Here is a 17,285-nt window from a genome sequence, read left to right on the forward strand (position 1 = left end):
TTTAGTCCTTAATTCTTTTAGTTAAATCTGAATTCCAGGTTCCTGTTCTTCGCCCTTTTTTATCAAATGTTTTCCATCCATTTGTAACATTGTGGCTATCTACATCTGGCGAAATATACCCTTTCCCATTGAAGAATACGGGTTGACCATGAGAGTTAAATGGGGCTTTTTGTGGCGCTATTCTTCTATTATAACCAAGTTCATTAGCCGCCACTTTTGGATTAAATTCATCCCCGATGTTCTCCGATACAACAACCAACGGCACATCCACACCAGATTCAGCAGGAGATTCCGTCGTCCCTACCCCCTTCTCATCTGTAACATTGGTTTCTGTCGTCCAGACACCCTGATCTTTATCTGCTACTGATACAGTCGATGAATCAATTCCCTCATGAGCCGGATTAGTATAATTGGTAACTCTTCCTTCAACAATTTCACTACCGCCAGTATTGGAAGATATGCCTTCCGCTCTGAGCTTTTCAGCCGCTGCAACAACTTCCGCACTAACCTGTTGCATCAGGTTATCCATCTCGACCCAGTCGCCCGTTTCAGTACTCGAATCTCTGTATTCCTGCATCTGAAGATAGGCTTTGGCCGCAATATCAAGCTCTTCATCTGTGTACTGAGCATCCGGCTCAAAGAAATTTAAAATACCGTTGCCGACTTCTTTGGCTCCCGCCATTGCATCCGTTAACGCTTGTTGGGTAACTTGTTGCACTTTAGGATCAGCAATTGCAGCCGCAGTAATAGAAGTGATTGCTACTGCAGCGGGTATCACTAACGGTATTAAATTGTCGCCCTGACTCTTATCTAATCGGTTATACGCCTGATTGTTACCGACCACGGTACTTCCTGTATTACCCACATGGCTATTACGATTCGCCATGCTGCCGTTCCCAGTCACACCCAGTGCTGTGTCTGTATAGTCCGTGAAGTCTTCTCCGATATTGTTTGCATAGATTTCCCGATCCTGCTCAGAATATCGATTCACATCTCCTGTTTTATCATCAACCGCATGACTCATCTCATATCCGGCAATGAGAACTAACTCTTCGGTATTATTGGCATTCTGATCATTGATATAAGATTTTTGGGTCTCTTCTGAATAGAAACCTTTGCGAGCATCATCGTCTTTCGCAATAATCTTGTTCTCATATCCTGCAGGGTCATAACCCAATGCCTGCATAGCCGAATAAGTCAGATGCTGAATTTGCAACCATTTTCCCGCTCGACAACAAATTCCACCGCCGCTGCTTCCGCCGCCTGCAACGCGCCTATATCGAAGCCCGCTATTCGGAGCATTACGAGATTACCGTGGAAGAACTGACTTATTTGGAGGGTGAGGTGCAAAAGCTGAAAGGATTGGTGGAGCGGGTTTGTTTGGGGTGGGTGCAGAGCTGAAACCTGACGTGGTCTCAGCTCTGCATCTACTTCGTCACTATTGCGAGTGCTCTCTACTATATCAAACTAAATGCTCACAAAAGCTTGAACTTGGTTCAAATCATTTTGTAAACGGTTGAACTCTTCTACTTCCAAGTCATCTTTAATACTAGCTAATGGCACATCTTCAATTACTTTTACCAATGACATTTTCATATGCTCTATTGAAAAATTCTGAGCTTTTAAATACAAGCAAATTGCAACATGAAACATAAGATTCTCAATCGAGTTCGACTGGATAATATCCTTGTAAAAATCCCCAAGTAATCTCATTGTAGCTGCTACATGATCATCGCCGAGTTTGAAAGAAGATTGAAAGTCTTCTTCGACACTCTCGATAATTTCTTCATAAGTGTATCTTTCCATAATTATTCAATATCTCGTAAAAAAATATTTAACTGTATATTCGGATATCTATTTCGGAAATCCAAAATAACGTCACCGCAGCTTTGACACGCCTGTCGTTCAGTAAATAAATTTATTTTACCAATTGCTGCTTTATCACTGCCTAATCGGGAAGCAATATCTTCCAATAACTTAAATTCTGTGTCCGCATGCCTTAAATAGCCGGTTTCATCTAGATAACCATCTGAATTAACTTTCTTCGGTGTAAACACCCAATCCTCTTGTGGTTTCAATAATGTGAAACCTCGGTCACTTCCCTTATCACCAGAATAGTTAATCTTACTATGCGCTTTTAATTCTAGAGGTTGGCCTTCTATTTCAATTTGAGCTACTCCAACATTTCCTTCTCTCTTCAATTTGCTAGGTAACTCGCCCCGTAATTCTCGACTTCGATCAAGTAAGGACTGCCTTACCTCTGGATTCGTCGAATTGCTCAAATAAATTTGTCTGCGGTTTGGAACAGAGCTCCTACTTCGCGTTAAACCTGAAGCTGATCCCGCAGCACTCACCTCTGATGTTACAACCTTTCCGGCATTCCCAAAAAGATTTTTTGCGCCATTCGATACCGCTAACGCCAAGTCTTTGACTATAACAGCTCCGGTTAAAAGCCCGAATTGGACTTCTGGATCTGAAACAACTGGCAGAACTTTATCCGCGAGCGAAGTATGTGTATTTATATATTCCTGATCTTCACGATTAACTGCTCTTACAAATTCAATGGCTTGCTCATTCGACATGGAATCGTTTAATGGCACCCAATCAGGAATTTCCGTAGCGTCTAAACCATTACTAACCAGCTTTTGATAATGTGCCGTACATGTCATCGGGTGTCTTGCACATGCGGCTTGAAGCTCTTGCGAGTTCTTATCACTTAAAGCCCTATATTTATCAATAACTTTCTGACAACTGGACGGATCTTGACAACTGTTCAGCTCTTTATCTAGTCGGATCGCTTCATTGTGATTCAGATAATTATTCGCATACACTCCTTCTCCAGCGCTTTGCCCAGCGGTGATCCCGCTTTCATCGCCCGTCACAATCAAACCGGCAATACCACCAACCAGTCCAGACAACTTGATTTGTGCTTCGAATTGTAAGGACACACGCCACGGCGTTTTTCCAGCTCAGTTGATGAGCTACTGCACAGCAAAGAAGCAGCTAAGGGAAGTCATAAACTCGGACCTGCGTCGAAGTTACAACAAGAACAGCACGAAACAACGGTAATTTAACTAGCATTACTAATGAAGTTTTGGATTAGTTCTCGGGAGCAGGTCAGAACAACCTGAATACGTTGTTCGATTATCCTCAGGATATCCGTAAGGCCATTTATACAACGAATTCAATTGAGTCACTGAACAGTGTTATCAGGAAAGCGATTAAAAAACGCAAACTCTTCCCAACGGAATGGCGATTCAGGATGTGTCTAAAAAATGGACGATGCCCATAAGAAATTGGAAGCAAGCCCTGAATCGTTTTATGATTGAATTTGAAGACCGTTTATCGGATTACATGTAACCACTGACGTTTACACAGAATCTTTTACAGTCTCAAAAGCCCGCTAGTGCGGGCTTTCTTAAACAAAACTGTACTATAAAACAGTCTTAAGTTCTGATAGTAAAAAGGAGCCAAAGCTATCAGCGACTTTTTCAGCTACTCCATTAGCTCCATACCTAACAATAGGATTTTCTCCATCTAACCCTGTTGTTTTAGTATCCACCGCATAAAATGTACCGTCATCTAAACCATAGATAAGTACTAGATGATTCGGCAAACCAGATGCCTTACGTTCATGCAGCGTCAACCAAATAGCATTTGGTACTGAAGAGCTTTCAAAGTTATCATCAATTAGTCCATAAAACTCTAAACCTTCAATGTCCCCGCAACCCAATGTTTTTAAGAACACTCGATATGATGGTGGGAATTTTAAGTTTAAGGCAGACTCAGCTTTCTCAATCAGAGCAATATCTTTTTCACCCTCGAAATCACCACCAAAATCATTGATTAGCTGAAAAGCCTCATTTAAATCATTCATATTCAGACAACCTATCAAATTAAAAATCATTTGCTCGGAATTTCTAATAATCTGTTCGCCATTTATTGATTGGTGCTCTCATCATTATCAGGCAAAAGCAAACTTAGAGACATATCAATTCATTGATATGACGACATGTCTTCAGATTCTGGTCTAAAACTTCCGCCAATGTCGTTAATAAAACTCTGGGGCAAGTTATCTGTCTCACGCAGTGCTAAAAGGCAACTGTACAGCTCGTGAACTGTGTCTTCTGTTTCACATTTTACAAAACTCTCCATCAAAGACTTAGAGGTAGTGTGGTCATAGCGCCAGTCTTGATGAAAATATGCTTCAGCTAGATACCGTAAAATACTATCCATTTATTACCTATTCATTTGGTTTAGGAAAAGAAGTCTGGACTCTATATCCATTTGGAGCATCTTAATAATGAATTCTTATGAGGGTACACACCATAAGCAAATTCATTCCTTGAGGTATGTGCCCTGCTTATTTTTTGACAAACAGTCCTCTTATCAAATTGGGTAATAACCTACAATCTTAATTGAGGAGCTTTTCCAAAGCTAAGAAATAACATTCTACTAACCGATAGTAAATTTTCAATTCATTCTGCTCACTTTTATTCTCATCCATATACAACCGAATTCTTTCAATAAATATCAATGTCGGGCGTGACGTAGAATAATGAACAGTCTCGCTAAGCCTGCTGCTGTCCTACAATCGTAAAATCAAGTCTTAAAACAAAATTATCAGGCGTTTCCATATTTAACGCGTGATAGCTATGCTCAATTTCTAGCTTCCAAACAACTCCATCTGAGCTTCTAACTTCAACAAGCAAAGGAAACATCACTTTAAACTGAGAGACAATAACCTGACTATCGTTCGGATGCTTCTTCAATGCTTTCGTTTGAAATTCCGGCTTCCTTAGACAATGGACAGATATCAATTGAGAAGCACTATCCTGTACATACAGTTCACTTTCAACGTCACCAATTACGAACTGTGTTACTTCATCACCCTTACGCAGCCACTTAATCATTTCTATATCTTGCTCTGATATATCAAATCCTATCGCTTTAACGCTATTTGGCTCATGCTGAGATTTAACTTCTATTTCACTCATCAACTTTACACCTTATAAAATACGTGGAACCCCAGGTTTTCTCTGATCTGTAGTTTCATTTTTCAAAATGAGATCAAAAAACAAACTCATCTGGATTTGTGAGAATGGGCGTGACACAGAATAATGAACAGTCTCGTCTCTACTTATTTTATTTACTATTACTTAAATTCAGCACTAATCCTATCTACAGTTACTCCTATCCATTTCCCATAAAGACAGCTCATACCATCAAATTCATCACATATAAAAGGAATCCCTCGAACAAATATTTTACCATCATCCAATAACCCGACAATCCTATAGCTAAAACTGTCATCAATTCTTTCTATTTTTTCATCTAATTCAGTAAATTCCTCATAATTTAATTCATCGAGAAAAACCAAATTTAATTCCACAGGATATTTCTTACCCATTTCCAAAGGATATGGGCAAATATTTGCAAAAACTATAAAGTCTGTATTTCCATCACTAATCAAGACTTCTTCTTCTATCAATGAGTTAAGATTTTTAACTATTATTTCCATTCAAAATCACTCCGTTGGGTAAATTACTTTATGATGTTTATCATTATTAATCATTTTCCAAAAATCTTTTGATTCAATATGCTAAGTCGTAATAAACCCATCATTATTTGTACCTACAAATTCAAATTTGGCATCCCCATAAATTCTTACAAGAGCACACACCATTAATAAATCCATCCCTTGAATGTGTGTGTCCTGCTTATTCCTTGAGTAATAAACACCAGAGATGCTGGTGTTTCAGAATTCTTACGAGGACACATGCTATAAGTAAATCCATTCTTTGAAGTACGTGTCCTGCTTATTTTCCTATCACCGACATTTACCTGACCATTTTTCTCTAACTTTTTCACCAACTTTACAGTAATATTCTCTTTTACTTTCAGTTTCATATTGCTCTGTTTCAGGAAAATCTGCCCAACGACTATCCACTGCTACTGGGTTAAGCTCATCTGTTATGTTAGAAAACGCAGTGCATAAATCTTGTATACTCATACCTACCAGCATTAGAGCACTAAGCGTTGATAACTCTTCCTTACATTCTATAGCACCAGCCAATCCACTGACTCTTTCTTTTAAAACTTCAATATCATGAAAACAATCTTCAATTTCTAACTTTAAATTCTTCGTATCGATGTCTTTGCTATCAGATATTCGTTCTAAACACTTAATTAGGAACTTTAAATCTTCAATCATTTAGGTAGCCTTCTTCCTGTTTTCTTTGCTTGAGTGGTCTTCGCGATGTTTAATGTACCATCTAGGTTTAATACTGCTTTAAAATTCTTACAAGGACACACACCTTAACAAACCACAAATTTTTTCTCATACATTACCCAACTCCTGTTGTAGCAAAAATGGTACAGTTTTATGATCTAACTCCGGGCGAGTGTCCTCGCTATTTTACATCGAAAAACTGGGCAAACTATGCGCCCAAATCGATGCTGAATTTGCAACCATTTTCCCGCTCGACAACAAATTCCACCGCCGCTGCTTCCGCCGCCTGCAACGCGCCTATATCGAAGCCCGCTATTCGGAGCATTATGAGATTACCGTGGAAGAATTGGCATACCTAGAGGGTGAGGTGCAAAAGCTGAAAGGATTGGTGGAACAGGTTTGTTTGGGGCGGGTTGATCCCCAAACAAACCAAAATTAAGGGCGGTTTAGCCAATGAAAACTACTTGTTCAGTACTACTGTATGCCGATATATTCAATTTAGATTTGAACAAAAATCAGACTGGCTCAAAGCACTCTTATCAAGAAGAAAACATCGGTTCTTTAGCGAAGATTACTGTCTGGAACAACAAGTTACGAACCAACGAACCGATTAAGCTTTACGATAGGTAAGCGCCTCACCATTAGGCCAATCGCCCTTCCAACCACATGGCCATCCGCCCTCTAAATAAATAGCTAAAATATTCTCGAAAAACTCATTATTCTTACCTTGTACTGCCCGACTGAACATACAGCCTTTCAGATCTGAAACAATATCATCTAGCAGTTCTTTATGTGATTGATCAAGTTGCTTTTGAATCACACGACTTAATTCATCCAAAATGCTTGATAACTTACTATCTACTTCGGAATATTTTTCTTCATTTTCATAAATGAGCTCCCAAATCTCGCTCATTTTTTCAGAACGTAAATCCGCCCAAGTAAATTCGTCTTCGCCATAGACCTCTTCCCACGCAAACTTCTTCGCCATCTCAAGATCCAAGATTGCTTCACTTCCTGAAGCAATCTGACCTGAGGGCTTGAGAAGCACACCTCTATCTACAAAGTCCAATATCTCAGTTACCAAATTAGAGTTTTCGCCTACTTCTATTTGTTTATCCATTTCAACCACACATCTGTTTTTGTAACTGCTCTACTGGTAAGTTTCGATCCATATTATTCAGGCTCTGTCTCACAGCCTCAGTATAATTTGGATGGCTACCAGTATGCCTTGGAAGACCACTTACTATGCCTTCCGGTTTAGCTTTGGTTGCCGGTAAAAACAAACCATTAGAAGCATCATCTAAATCGATACCCACTTTCTTTAATATCGGATGACTTTTTAACTCCGAAGGAATTAGATGTTGAGCCTGATAACCCGCCCATGAATCAGAGCGATTCCGACCCATAGCCTCATTGAGGTTTTTCCCTAGCTTTGTCGAACTACCGCCAGTTACTTGTCCAGGTGTTCCAGAAAGCAACCGCTCAGTGTTTGGAACAACACTTCCACCCTGCGTCGTACCCTCAGCCAGCACCGTCCCCGCACCAGCTTCCGCCGAGGCTGAAGAGCCCATACTCGCCAAACTACCATGATTATCACCAACTGTCTTCTCAATCACCCCCTGCGCACTTGACTGCCCGGCAAACTCACCCTCAACAACCGCTGACCCATTGCCCCCGGTATATTTCGGTAATGACGTATTATCAATCACCGGAAGCGCACCCTTGACGGTCTTCGTAACCTTGCCAATCGCTTCAACGGCTTTGGTCGCGGCCGCTTCTCCGCCCAGACCTAACGCGATATTGGTCAGCATCTCACCAACATGCTTCGCTCCCACCTGCTGAGCTTCTTCATTTTTGCCCATCATCCGCAGGGCCAGCATCTCTCCCGTATCCCGCTGGTTATCCGTCAGCATCTGCGTATATGCTTTCGCCATCGCTTTGCCAAATAATACCGGGTGTGAAGCCGCAAACGCTGCAACTTCCGGTAACTGTTTCACGGCATCAACCATGTCATCGAGGCTTTGGGTCGCGCCCGCTTTCATCGCGGATAACTGCTCTGCCGTCAGCTTGCCCTGATAGGTATCTGCCACCGCAACTTCAAGGTTCTGCTTGTAGAAGTTCAGATATTCTGGATTGCGTGCCACCGGTCCGGCAGCCTCACTCTGCGGATAACCGCCCGGATTGTTGACCTCAACACCACTGGTCAGGTTTTCACTGAACAGACTGGTGTCCTTGTACACATCCGATTCAGGGTCTTCGCTGAACCAGTTCGCCACCACATCATCATCTTTGAGCAGCTCTTTACCCTGCGCTTCAGCAAACCCATCCAATAGCTCGTTTGCCGCCGCAACATCATCGCCAATACTGGCATCATCCAGTTGGTAGACTTCAGACCATTTCTCATCCACCCGGCCTGCGGCAACTTGTGCTAAAAGTTTTTCAGCCTTGTCACTCGACATCCCGGTCTTCTGCGCCAGTTGGTCTGACAGCGAGTGAATCGCAGCCACCTCTTTCGGGTGTAACTGACGATACACCACATTCGCATCACCTACCTGATTGGCCGATGCGGTGCCCTGCGCCACTATCGAACTGTTTTGTAGGCTGCTGGCAAACGTCTCTGAATAGCTCGAATAGTTGTCACTGCTGTACAACTGTCCCAGACGCCGGGCATACTGCTCACCCATCGCTTCGTTCATCGAAGTCCGCTCCGTCTCAGACCCTGCCGTCCCAGCTCCTGACCAATGGCCGTATTAATGATGCTGTGGTTTGGGACGCAATAACATTCATCAATTTCAATGGCATTTTCGACAGCGCCCCAGAGACTTTTGCCCAGCAGCAAAAGTCCCCAAAAGTGCCTTGGGTTTGAGTTCAGCGCGTGTAATCAGGGTCGGATTGATTCGCATCCTGCTCAGGCAATTCTGAAAAATCTTCCATGATTTTTCACCCTGAGAGCATCGATCAATTTGGCTTTAAAAATGTTTCTCTCAATTCAAATCAGCCACCAAACCAAGAAAACCATTCCGGGAGAATGGTTAGGCTTTTCAGAGCATGGATGCGCTTAAAAGCCGACTCATCCCATACCTGGATTTATAAAAATGGGTGCGACACCAGAATAATGAACAACCTCTTCAGGAACCGTATTTATCGACGCATTTCTTCCACTCTTCCTCTGGTATATATTTTTCTTCTACTTCTTCCAAACTCAATTCACTGACCCGTTTCATAAACAAGCCTGACCAGGAATCATCTTCTGGTATATACGCAAAGTCCATCTTAAATTTACCAGCTTCTGTCAATGTCGCTTTAAAATGTGTCCAAGGTTCTCTATCAAAAGGTGGTAGTCTCTGAAGTTTCTGAGTTAAACAATAAATTTTATCGCAAAATTCATTAGGATAATTATCAAAATCAAAGCATTGAACTAAACCATTGCTATCTATCCACTCTGGTCCTATCTGATAAGTATCAGGATAAATCATCCCTATACAATAAATAGATGAAGCATTCTCTGGCATTATTGACCAAAGAGCTTTGCCTATATGTTGATATATCTTTTGATCATCAGTCATTGTTCACCTGTTTTGAGTAGTGGTTACGTATGACTGTTGCATTATATATGAGAGATTTCATCTCTTCGTATCTATCTATATGTGATTCTAAAAATTTACTACATGCAGTAATTAAGAAAGAATAAAAATACTCATGAGATACTATTGTACAGTCATCCATAAAACGAATGCATACTCCATCAAATGGTGGTTGCTCCTCTTCATCTAATGTTTCAAAATCACACGAAAAATATTCATTTCCATACCCAATTTTATTCAAAAGCTTCTTAATCACTGATGGAAATTGGTTACCATTAATCGAGTTAAAATACCACATCAATATGCTATCTTGATCACCATTATTTGGTTCATTAAAAAGATGAACGTCCATAAATTATTCTCCATTTATCTGTGGATGGAAGTTGACCACTTTACCATCACGAACATAAACTCTAAATTTTATACCATCAACAACTTTATTGAAATATGCCGAACCACTCACTAACTCATCCGGTGTAAGTTGATTTGATGCCTGCCGCCCAAGAGCATATATCCTCTCATCAGAAAAATATTTTGGATCATAGATAGTTTTCTCATAATATTTATCTTTATAACCAGTAATGTTACCAGCCCTATCTTTAGAAGGAATTTGGTAAGTTATTTTTTTGATACCCAGAATTTCCGGATCAACAACTTCATCAACTATCTTTAATCCTTTTTCTTGAACAATTTGATCAAAAACGTTTTGATTGTGCCCTCCTATAACACCTTTCGTTTGACGAAAGCCATCTACACTTGAAATATGATTCTTAATATTCGATGAAAATTCAATATGGCTATCAGCATAATTAAAAGTGGTTGTACCAAACTCACCTTCAACAACCGCTGACCCATTGCCCCCGGTATATTTCGGTAATGACGTATTATCAATCACCGGAAGCGCACCCTTGACTGTCTTTGTGACCTTGCCTATCGCTTCAACGGCTTTGGTCGCGGCCGCTTCTCCGCCCAGACCTAACACGATATTGGTCAGCATCTCACCAACATGCTTCGCTCCCACCTGCTGAGCTTCTTCATTTTTGCCCATCATCCGCAGGGCCACAGCAAGGGCATTATTTCTTCAAAGATATCCGCGAAGAAGGGATTGAACTGTTTGCCGCCACACCCAAACCATTGGCCGAGCCGGGGGATTTAACCGAAGCAGAAAAGCAGGAAATTGCCCGTAAGCATTATGAACAGTGGTTTGAAAGTGCAGAACAGCTCTTTGTATTCTTTCAAGATGGAATGAAGAGGCAATGGTTGAAGCAATCAGCTTTTCTCCTACATCAATCGACGGAACGTTTTTTCGCCTGCACGCTACTCACCTGCACCAATTATTTACCTAAATCCCACAATATCGAAAAACTGGGCAAACTATGCGCCCAAATCGATGCTGAATTTGCGACGATTTTCCCGCTCGACAACAAATTCCACCGCCGCTGCTTCCGCCGCCTGCAACGCGCCTATATCGAAGCCCGCTATTCGGAGCATTACGAGATTACCGTGGAAGAATTGGCATATCTGGAGGGTGAGGTGCAAAAGCTGAAAGGGTTGGTGGAGCGGGTTTGTTTGGGGTGGATGCAGAGCTGAAACCTGACGTGGTCTCAGCTCTGCATCCACTTTGACGGCCAACTCACCCCATATCTGGATTTATAAACATGGGCGTGATACCAGAATAATGAATAGTATCAAAATAACATCTCATATCTGATAATCGATATGAAATAGAACCGTCTCTATCTATAGATACTTGTTAGAAACCAACTGCATATCTGACTTCAAAAACAATCTTTCCTCTGTACTCATATTAAGGTCGTCAAAGATGCACTCATCAAATTGCTGGTACGACTCTTTTAACTCAAGCAACATATCATTCGTATAGTCGTCGGATTTAGATAACTCAACATTGTTAACCAACGCCAACTTATAAATTGCAGTTAGTACAATAATGTTTCCTTTAGGATCTGTCTTATTTTTAACTGAATCCAGTTCATCTAAAGTAAATGCCCAAGCTTGCCCTGCGCTAAATTGAAACTCATTTAAAGCAGAAGAGAACAAACCTTCTGCTATAGTCAAAGCGTCTCTATAGGTTAATCTTTTATTTCTGTTATTCATTCAACCACCGTAAAAATATTTAACTGAATATTTGGATATTTTTCTCTAGCTTATCAGGACACACACCTTAAAGTGCGTCATATTTCGGTGCCGGAGGCTGGGAAGATAAATTGTAATTCCGTGGTTTGGGAAAACCACCCGACCAAGAAAACCATTCACGGATGAATGGTTAGGCTTTTCCGGGCAGGACGCCCGTAAAAGCCGGTTCTGGACAACGCACGACCAAGCCCAACAAAAAAGATCTTCTGGTTACTCTTGCATCTTGGCAAGAGTAACTGGCGCACTGGGCACCGATGCCACTGAAACCGAAAAACGGAATTGTGCGTCATGCCTCGAAGCCAAAGGCGACAAGAATCACCAGACAAATCAATAAAACCGAACCCCGTCGCATTTCCCTAGGCAACCCCACTAAAACCATGACAAACAGTGTTTTTCGCTACTCACTTCTTTTATCCTATGCGCTATTCAATCCACACAGACCGAATATCGCTTTATGAAAACATCCCTCGACCATTTGCCCGAATCCAAACAACAGGAGCTTGCCACCATATCGACCATTCTGCGCGATACGCTGGACGACTATCTTCAGGGCAAAACAGCGAGTAAAAGCGAGTTTCGCATCTTAAAAATCATCCTGTTCGGCAGCCATGCCAAAGGCAGTTGGGTCAACGATCCGGTCAACGGCTATATCAGCGATTACGATATTCTGGTGATTGTGAACAAAGCCGCACTGGTTGAAGAAGATGTCGTCTGGCAACGCGCCAAAGAGCAGATCGACCGAAAAGTCACTTCCGCACCGCTGGGATTGATTGTCCATGATTTGCAGGAAGTGAACGAACGGCTACAGCAAGGGCATTATTTCTTCAAAGATATCCGCGAAGAAGGGATTGAGCTGTTTGCCGCCACACCCAAACCATTGGCCGAGCCGGGGGATTTAACCGAGCAAGAAAAGCAAGAAATTGCCCGTAAGCATTATGAACAGTGGTTCAAAAGCGCCAATGGTTTCTTTGATCATTTCCAGTTCAGTTTAGAAAAAGGGGATGAGAAAATTTCTGCATTCATGCTTCATCAAGTCACAGAAAGACTCTTTGCCTGTACCCTACTCACCTGCACCAATTATTTACCCAAGTCCCACAACATCGAAAAACTGGGCAAACTATGCGCCCAAATCGATGCTGAATTTGCAACCATTTTCCCGCTCGACAACAAATTCCACCGCCGCTGCTTCCGTCGCCTGCAACGCGCCTATATCGAAGCCCGCTATTCGGAGCATTATGAGATCACCGTGGAAGAACTGACTTATTTGGAGGGTGAGGTGCAAAAGCTGAAGGGATTGGTGGAACAGGTTTGTTTGGGGCGGGTGCAGAGCTGAAACCTGACGTGGTCTCAGCTTTGCATCCACTTTCAAGGATGGTTCACCCATATATCTAGATTTATAAATATGGACGTGGCACAGAATAATGAACAGTCTCCATAATATCTATGTGTATTTCCGATGTAGGCTCTCTACATCTAATTTTCCAGATTTAATCAGCAAAAAATCATCTTCCGAAATCTGAACCACATCAAATTTGGTAGCGAAATGCCCTGTGTCATACTCATAAAAATATTTACCTCCATCATTCCAAACTCTCCAATAATTACCAATAACTTCATCATCAGAGACAGAGACCGAACGTTTATGCTCCTTAGGGTCAAAGGTTTTCCCTACCTCAATGTAACGTGAATTTTTCATAATATAATATCCTTCATTTTATTGAAATTTCAGTAAAAGGAGAGTCTGAGAGATCAATTATAGCTTCTGGGACACCTCCATTTGTGTATCCACCAGGAATCCATTGACCATTGGCACCAGCTTCATTGCCTGATGGTATATGAATATTTTTAATATCTTCTGGCTTAATGTACACAGCCATTGTGTCCCCATTTCCTAAGTAACCTTGATCTAATCCAAGTTTTTTCTCAATCGAACGTAAATTACCATTAGAATCTTTCACAATCCGATCAAATTCTTTTTTAGGCAAGACAAATGCTTCTGATGTCCCAGCTGTTCCATACTGTTCAACTTTCTCTCTCGATGTAAATCGAATAGCTCCTTCGTCAAAAGTTGATAAGTGGGCCTCTATTTGAGCATCTGTTAAATAAGTTGTAGGGGCAGGACGACTCCCGTGAGGAATATTAACTATTTCATCATAGACCCTATCAACACTCCATCCATCTTTAAATGTCAGTTTGTTGTCTGATACATAGTTACCAAAATCAATACGGTTTGAAATTGTAGAATTTAGTGGTAATACCCCAAATTCAGTGTCAACATCAGAAAGGTTCCTGTTATGAGTTGGTGCCACACCTGACCCGTTGCCTCCGGTATATTTCGGTAATGACGTATTATCAATCACCGGAAGCGCACCCTTGACTGTCTTTGTGACCTTGCCAATCGCTTCAACGGCTTTGGTCGCGGCCGCTTCTCCGCCCAGACCTAACGCGATATTGGTCAGCATCTCACCCGTATCCCGCTGGTTATCCGTCAGCATCTGCGTATATGCTTTCGCCATCGCTTTGCCAAATAATACCGGGTGTGAAGCCGCAAACGCTGCAACTTCCGGTAACTGTTTCACGGCATCAACCATGTCATCGAGGCTTTGGGTCGCGCCCGCTTTCATCGCGGATAGCTGCTCTGCCGTCAGCTTGCCCTGATAGGTATCTGCCACCGCAACTTCAAGGTTCTGCTTGTAGAAGTTCAGATATTCTGGATTGCGTGCCACCGGTCCGGCAGCCTCACTCTGCGGATAACCGCCCGGATTGTTGACCTCAACCCCACTGGTCAGGTTTTCACTGAACAGACTGGTATCCTTGTACACATCCGACTCAGGGTCTTCGCTGAACCAGTTCGCCACCACATCATCATCTTTGAGCAGCTCTTTACCCTGCGCTTCAGCAAACCCATCCAACAGCGCGTTTGCCGCCGCAACATCATCGGCAGTACTGGCATCATCCAGTTGGTAGACTTCAGACCATTTCTCATCCACCCGGCCTGCGGCAACTTGTGCTAAAAGTTTTTCAGCCTTGTCACTCGACATCCCGGTCTTCTGCGCCAGTTGGTCTGACAGCGAGTGAATCGCAGCCACCTCTTTCGGGTGTAACTGACGATACACCACATTCGCATCACCTACCTGATTGGCCGATGCGGTGCCCTGCGCCACTATCGAACTGTTTTGTAGGCTGCTGGCAAACGTCTCTGAATAGCTCGAATAGTTGTCACTGCTGTACAACTGTCCCAGACGCCGGGCATACTGTTCACCCATCGCTTCGTTCATCGAAGTCCGGTCTGCCGAATCGCTGATTCCACTCTGAACATCCTTCTGGCGTCCCAGCTCCTGACCAATGGCCGTATTAATGATGCTGTGGTTTGGGACGCAATAACATTCATCAATTTCAATGGCATTTTCGACAGCGTCCCAGAGACTTTTGCCCAGCAGCAAAAGTCCCCAAAAGTGCCTTGAGTTTGAGTTCAGCGCGTGTAATCAGGGACGCTTTTATTCGCTCCTGCTCACGAAAATCTTAAAATTCATCCCTGAATTTTACCCTGAGATCATCGATCAATTTAGCTTCATTTATTCAGTGTTTTACTTTATTAAAATCAACCACCCAACCAAGAAAATCATTCATGGAAGAATGATTAAGCTTTTCCGGGCAGGACGCCCGTAAAGCCGGTTCTGGACAACGCACGACCAAGCCCAACAAAAAAGATTTTCTGGTTCGTCTTTCATCTCTGAAAGATGAACAGGCGCACAGCACACCGATGCCACTGAAACCGAAAAACGGAATTGTGCGTCAAATTTAGAAGCCGGAGGCTAGGCAAATAAAACTTTTGTGCAGGTGTTTGGGACGCAATCACATTCATCAATTTCAATGGCATTTTCGACAGCGCCCCAGAGACTTTTGCCCAGCAGCAAAAGTCCCCAAAAGTGCCTTGAGTTTGAGTTCAGCGCGTGTAATCAGGGTCGGATTGATTCGCATCCTGCTCAAGCAATCCTGAAAAATCTTCCATGATTTTTCACCCTGAGAGCATCGCTCAATTTGGCTTTAAAAATATTTCTCTCAATTCAAATCAGCCACCAAACCAAGAAAACCATTCACGGATGAATGGTTAGGCTTTTCCGGGCAGGACGCCCGTAAAAGCTGGTTCTGGACAACGCACGACCAAGCCCAACAAAAAAAGATTTTCTGGTTCGTCTTTCATCTCTGAAAGATGAACAGGCGCACAGCACACCGATGCCTCTGAAATCGAAAAACGGAATTGTGCGTCATGCCTCGAAGCCAAAGGCGACAAGAATCACCAGACAAACCAATAAAACCGAACCCCGTCGCATTTCCCTAGGCAACCCATCTAAAACCATGACAAACAGTGTTTTTTGCCGCTCGCTTCTTTTATCCTATGGCGATTCAATCCACACAGACCGAATATCGCTTTATGAAAACATCTCTCGACCATTTGCCCGAATCCAAACAGCAAGAGCTTCAGAACATTTCAACCATTCTGCGCGATACGCTGGACGACTATCTTCAGGGTAAAACAGCGAGTAAAAGCGAGTTTCGCATCCTAAAAATCATCCTGTTCGGCAGCCATGCCAAAGGCAGTTGGGTCAACGATCCGGTCAATGGTTATATCAGCGATTACGATATTCTGGTGATTGTGAACAAAGCCGCTCTGGTTGAGGAAGATGTGGTCTGGCAACGCGCCAAAGAGCAGATCGACCGTAAAGTCACTTCCGCACCGCTGGGATTGATCGTCCATGATTTGCAGGAAGTGAACGAACGGCTACAGCAAGGGCATTATTTCTTCAAAGATATCCGCGAAGAAGGGATTGAGCTGTTTGCCGCCACACCCAAACCATTGGCAGAGCCGGGGGACTTAACCGAAGCAGAAAAGCAGGGAATTGCCCGTAAGCATTATGAACAGTGGTTTGAAAGTGCAGAACAGCTCTTTGTATTCTTTCAAGATGGAATGAAGAGGCAATGGTTGAAGCAATCAGCTTTTCTCCTACATCAATCGACGGAACGTTTTTTCGCCTGTACCCTACTCACCTGCACCAATTATTTACCTAAATCCCACAATATCGAAAAACTGGGGAAACTATGTGCCCAAATCGATGCTGAATTTGCAACCATTTTCCCGCTCGACAACAAATTCCACCGCCGCTGCTTCCGCCGCCTGCAACGCGCCTATATCGAAGCCCGCTATTCGGAACATTATGAGATTACCGTGGAAGAACTGACTTATTTGGAGGGTGAGGTGCAAAAGCTGAAAGGATTGGTGGAGCGGGTTTGTTTAAAACGAATAATTAACTAAC

At 42.7% G+C, this 17,285-nt stretch carries 20 protein-coding genes and 1 pseudogene; 5 read left to right on the forward strand and 16 right to left on the reverse strand.

The features are described from left to right. Nucleotide 1: 1 nt before the first annotated feature. The 3 genes from BSQ33_RS19200 to BSQ33_RS19215 form a co-directional block, all read right to left on the reverse strand. Nucleotides 2–1,216: a toxin C-terminal domain-containing protein gene (locus BSQ33_RS19200; protein ID WP_088134966.1), complete on the reverse strand. Its 1,215-nt coding sequence runs from the start codon at nucleotides 1,214–1,216 to the stop codon at nucleotides 2–4. 251 nt (nucleotides 1,217–1,467) lie between these two features. Then, the gene (locus BSQ33_RS19210) at nucleotides 1,468–1,806 is read right to left on the reverse strand and encodes a hypothetical protein (protein ID WP_021021977.1); all 339 of its coding nucleotides are present in this window, start codon (nucleotides 1,804–1,806) and stop codon (nucleotides 1,468–1,470) included. 2 nt (nucleotides 1,807–1,808) lie between these two features. Continuing rightward, nucleotides 1,809–2,948 carry a deaminase domain-containing protein gene (locus BSQ33_RS19215; protein WP_088134967.1) on the reverse strand — a complete coding sequence of 380 codons (1,140 nt, stop codon included), beginning with the start codon at nucleotides 2,946–2,948 and terminating at the stop codon, nucleotides 1,809–1,811. A 176-nt stretch (nucleotides 2,949–3,124) separates the two neighbouring features. Between BSQ33_RS19215 and BSQ33_RS19220 the strand changes: the two are divergent. Then, nucleotides 3,125–3,360: pseudogene (locus tag BSQ33_RS19220) on the forward strand (transposase); the annotation flags it as partial. 73 nt (nucleotides 3,361–3,433) lie between these two features. On the opposite strand, the gene BSQ33_RS19225 reads toward BSQ33_RS19220, so the two are convergent. From BSQ33_RS19225 to BSQ33_RS19245, 5 genes are all read right to left on the reverse strand, one after another. Continuing rightward, on the reverse strand, nucleotides 3,434–3,877 hold the full coding sequence (locus BSQ33_RS19225; RefSeq protein WP_157721447.1) for an SMI1/KNR4 family protein: 444 nt from the start codon (nucleotides 3,875–3,877) through the stop codon (nucleotides 3,434–3,436). A gap of 119 nt (nucleotides 3,878–3,996) precedes the next feature. After that, nucleotides 3,997–4,236 (reverse strand): contact-dependent growth inhibition system immunity protein, encoded by a 240-nt coding sequence (locus BSQ33_RS22290; RefSeq protein ID WP_088134969.1) that lies wholly within the window; start codon nucleotides 4,234–4,236, stop codon nucleotides 3,997–3,999. Between the two features lie 335 nt (nucleotides 4,237–4,571). Then, nucleotides 4,572–4,997 carry a hypothetical protein gene (locus BSQ33_RS19235; RefSeq protein ID WP_021021560.1) on the reverse strand — a complete coding sequence of 142 codons (426 nt, stop codon included), beginning with the start codon at nucleotides 4,995–4,997 and terminating at the stop codon, nucleotides 4,572–4,574. Nucleotides 4,998–5,155: 158 nt separating this feature from the next. Next, nucleotides 5,156–5,521, reverse strand: a complete 366-nt coding sequence (locus tag BSQ33_RS19240; RefSeq protein ID WP_088134970.1) for a hypothetical protein — start codon at nucleotides 5,519–5,521, stop codon at nucleotides 5,156–5,158. 309 nt (nucleotides 5,522–5,830) lie between these two features. Then, entirely contained in the window at nucleotides 5,831–6,214 is a 384-nt protein-coding gene (locus BSQ33_RS19245) for a hypothetical protein (RefSeq protein WP_021021562.1), read from the reverse strand. A gap of 190 nt (nucleotides 6,215–6,404) precedes the next feature. On the opposite strand from BSQ33_RS19245, the gene BSQ33_RS21875 reads away from it, so the two are divergent. Beyond that, the gene (locus BSQ33_RS21875; protein ID WP_021021563.1) at nucleotides 6,405–6,671 is read left to right on the forward strand and encodes a hypothetical protein; all 267 of its coding nucleotides are present in this window, start codon (nucleotides 6,405–6,407) and stop codon (nucleotides 6,669–6,671) included. A 171-nt stretch (nucleotides 6,672–6,842) separates the two neighbouring features. On the opposite strand, the gene BSQ33_RS19255 is transcribed toward BSQ33_RS21875, so the two are convergent. The 5 genes from BSQ33_RS19255 to BSQ33_RS19275 all read right to left on the reverse strand — a co-directional run bounded on the left by BSQ33_RS19255 (nucleotide 6,843) and on the right by BSQ33_RS19275 (nucleotide 10,867). Then, nucleotides 6,843–7,352 (reverse strand): hypothetical protein, encoded by a 510-nt coding sequence (locus tag BSQ33_RS19255; RefSeq protein WP_021021564.1) that lies wholly within the window; start codon nucleotides 7,350–7,352, stop codon nucleotides 6,843–6,845. 1 nt (nucleotide 7,353) lies between these two features. Beyond that, the gene (locus BSQ33_RS19260; protein WP_088134971.1) at nucleotides 7,354–8,928 is read right to left on the reverse strand and encodes an AHH domain-containing protein; all 1,575 of its coding nucleotides are present in this window, start codon (nucleotides 8,926–8,928) and stop codon (nucleotides 7,354–7,356) included. Between the two features lie 432 nt (nucleotides 8,929–9,360). Next, nucleotides 9,361–9,798 (reverse strand): immunity protein YezG family protein, encoded by a 438-nt coding sequence (locus tag BSQ33_RS19265; RefSeq protein WP_088134972.1) that lies wholly within the window; start codon nucleotides 9,796–9,798, stop codon nucleotides 9,361–9,363. Beyond that, the gene (cdiI, locus tag BSQ33_RS19270) at nucleotides 9,791–10,168 is read right to left on the reverse strand and encodes a ribonuclease toxin immunity protein CdiI (protein ID WP_088134973.1); all 378 of its coding nucleotides are present in this window, start codon (nucleotides 10,166–10,168) and stop codon (nucleotides 9,791–9,793) included. Before cdiI ends, BSQ33_RS19265 begins: the two co-directional genes overlap by 8 nt. 3 nt (nucleotides 10,169–10,171) lie before the next feature. Further along, nucleotides 10,172–10,867 carry a CdiA family toxin C-terminal domain-containing protein gene (locus BSQ33_RS19275; protein ID WP_088134974.1) on the reverse strand — a complete coding sequence of 232 codons (696 nt, stop codon included), beginning with the start codon at nucleotides 10,865–10,867 and terminating at the stop codon, nucleotides 10,172–10,174. An 83-nt stretch (nucleotides 10,868–10,950) separates the two neighbouring features. Between BSQ33_RS19275 and BSQ33_RS19280 the strand changes: the two genes are divergently transcribed. Next, on the forward strand, nucleotides 10,951–11,406 hold the full coding sequence (locus BSQ33_RS19280; protein ID WP_157721448.1) for a HEPN domain-containing protein: 456 nt from the start codon (nucleotides 10,951–10,953) through the stop codon (nucleotides 11,404–11,406). 150 nt (nucleotides 11,407–11,556) lie between these two features. On the opposite strand, the gene BSQ33_RS19285 is transcribed toward BSQ33_RS19280, so the two are convergent. Next, nucleotides 11,557–11,931 (reverse strand): hypothetical protein, encoded by a 375-nt coding sequence (locus BSQ33_RS19285; RefSeq protein ID WP_021021969.1) that lies wholly within the window; start codon nucleotides 11,929–11,931, stop codon nucleotides 11,557–11,559. A gap of 493 nt (nucleotides 11,932–12,424) precedes the next feature. On the opposite strand from BSQ33_RS19285, the gene BSQ33_RS19290 reads away from it, so the two are divergent. Next, nucleotides 12,425–13,303: a HEPN domain-containing protein gene (locus tag BSQ33_RS19290; RefSeq protein ID WP_088134976.1), complete on the forward strand. Its 879-nt coding sequence runs from the start codon at nucleotides 12,425–12,427 to the stop codon at nucleotides 13,301–13,303. 108 nt (nucleotides 13,304–13,411) lie between these two features. Here BSQ33_RS19290 and BSQ33_RS19295 read toward each other — a convergent pair whose 3' ends face one another. Further along, nucleotides 13,412–13,666, reverse strand: coding sequence for a hypothetical protein (locus BSQ33_RS19295; RefSeq protein ID WP_088134977.1), 255 nt, complete (start codon nucleotides 13,664–13,666; stop codon nucleotides 13,412–13,414). Between the two features lie 13 nt (nucleotides 13,667–13,679). Beyond that, nucleotides 13,680–15,413 carry a hypothetical protein gene (locus BSQ33_RS19300; RefSeq protein ID WP_088134978.1) on the reverse strand — a complete coding sequence of 578 codons (1,734 nt, stop codon included), beginning with the start codon at nucleotides 15,411–15,413 and terminating at the stop codon, nucleotides 13,680–13,682. Nucleotides 15,414–16,405: 992 nt separating this feature from the next. On the opposite strand from BSQ33_RS19300, the gene BSQ33_RS19305 reads away from it, so the two are divergent. Further along, nucleotides 16,406–17,284 (forward strand): HEPN domain-containing protein, encoded by an 879-nt coding sequence (locus tag BSQ33_RS19305; protein WP_157721449.1) that lies wholly within the window; start codon nucleotides 16,406–16,408, stop codon nucleotides 17,282–17,284. Nucleotide 17,285 lies beyond the last annotated feature (1 nt).

Source organism: Vibrio gazogenes, from assembly GCF_002196515.1.
GTDB classification, from domain to species: domain Bacteria; phylum Pseudomonadota; class Gammaproteobacteria; order Enterobacterales; family Vibrionaceae; genus Vibrio; species Vibrio gazogenes_A.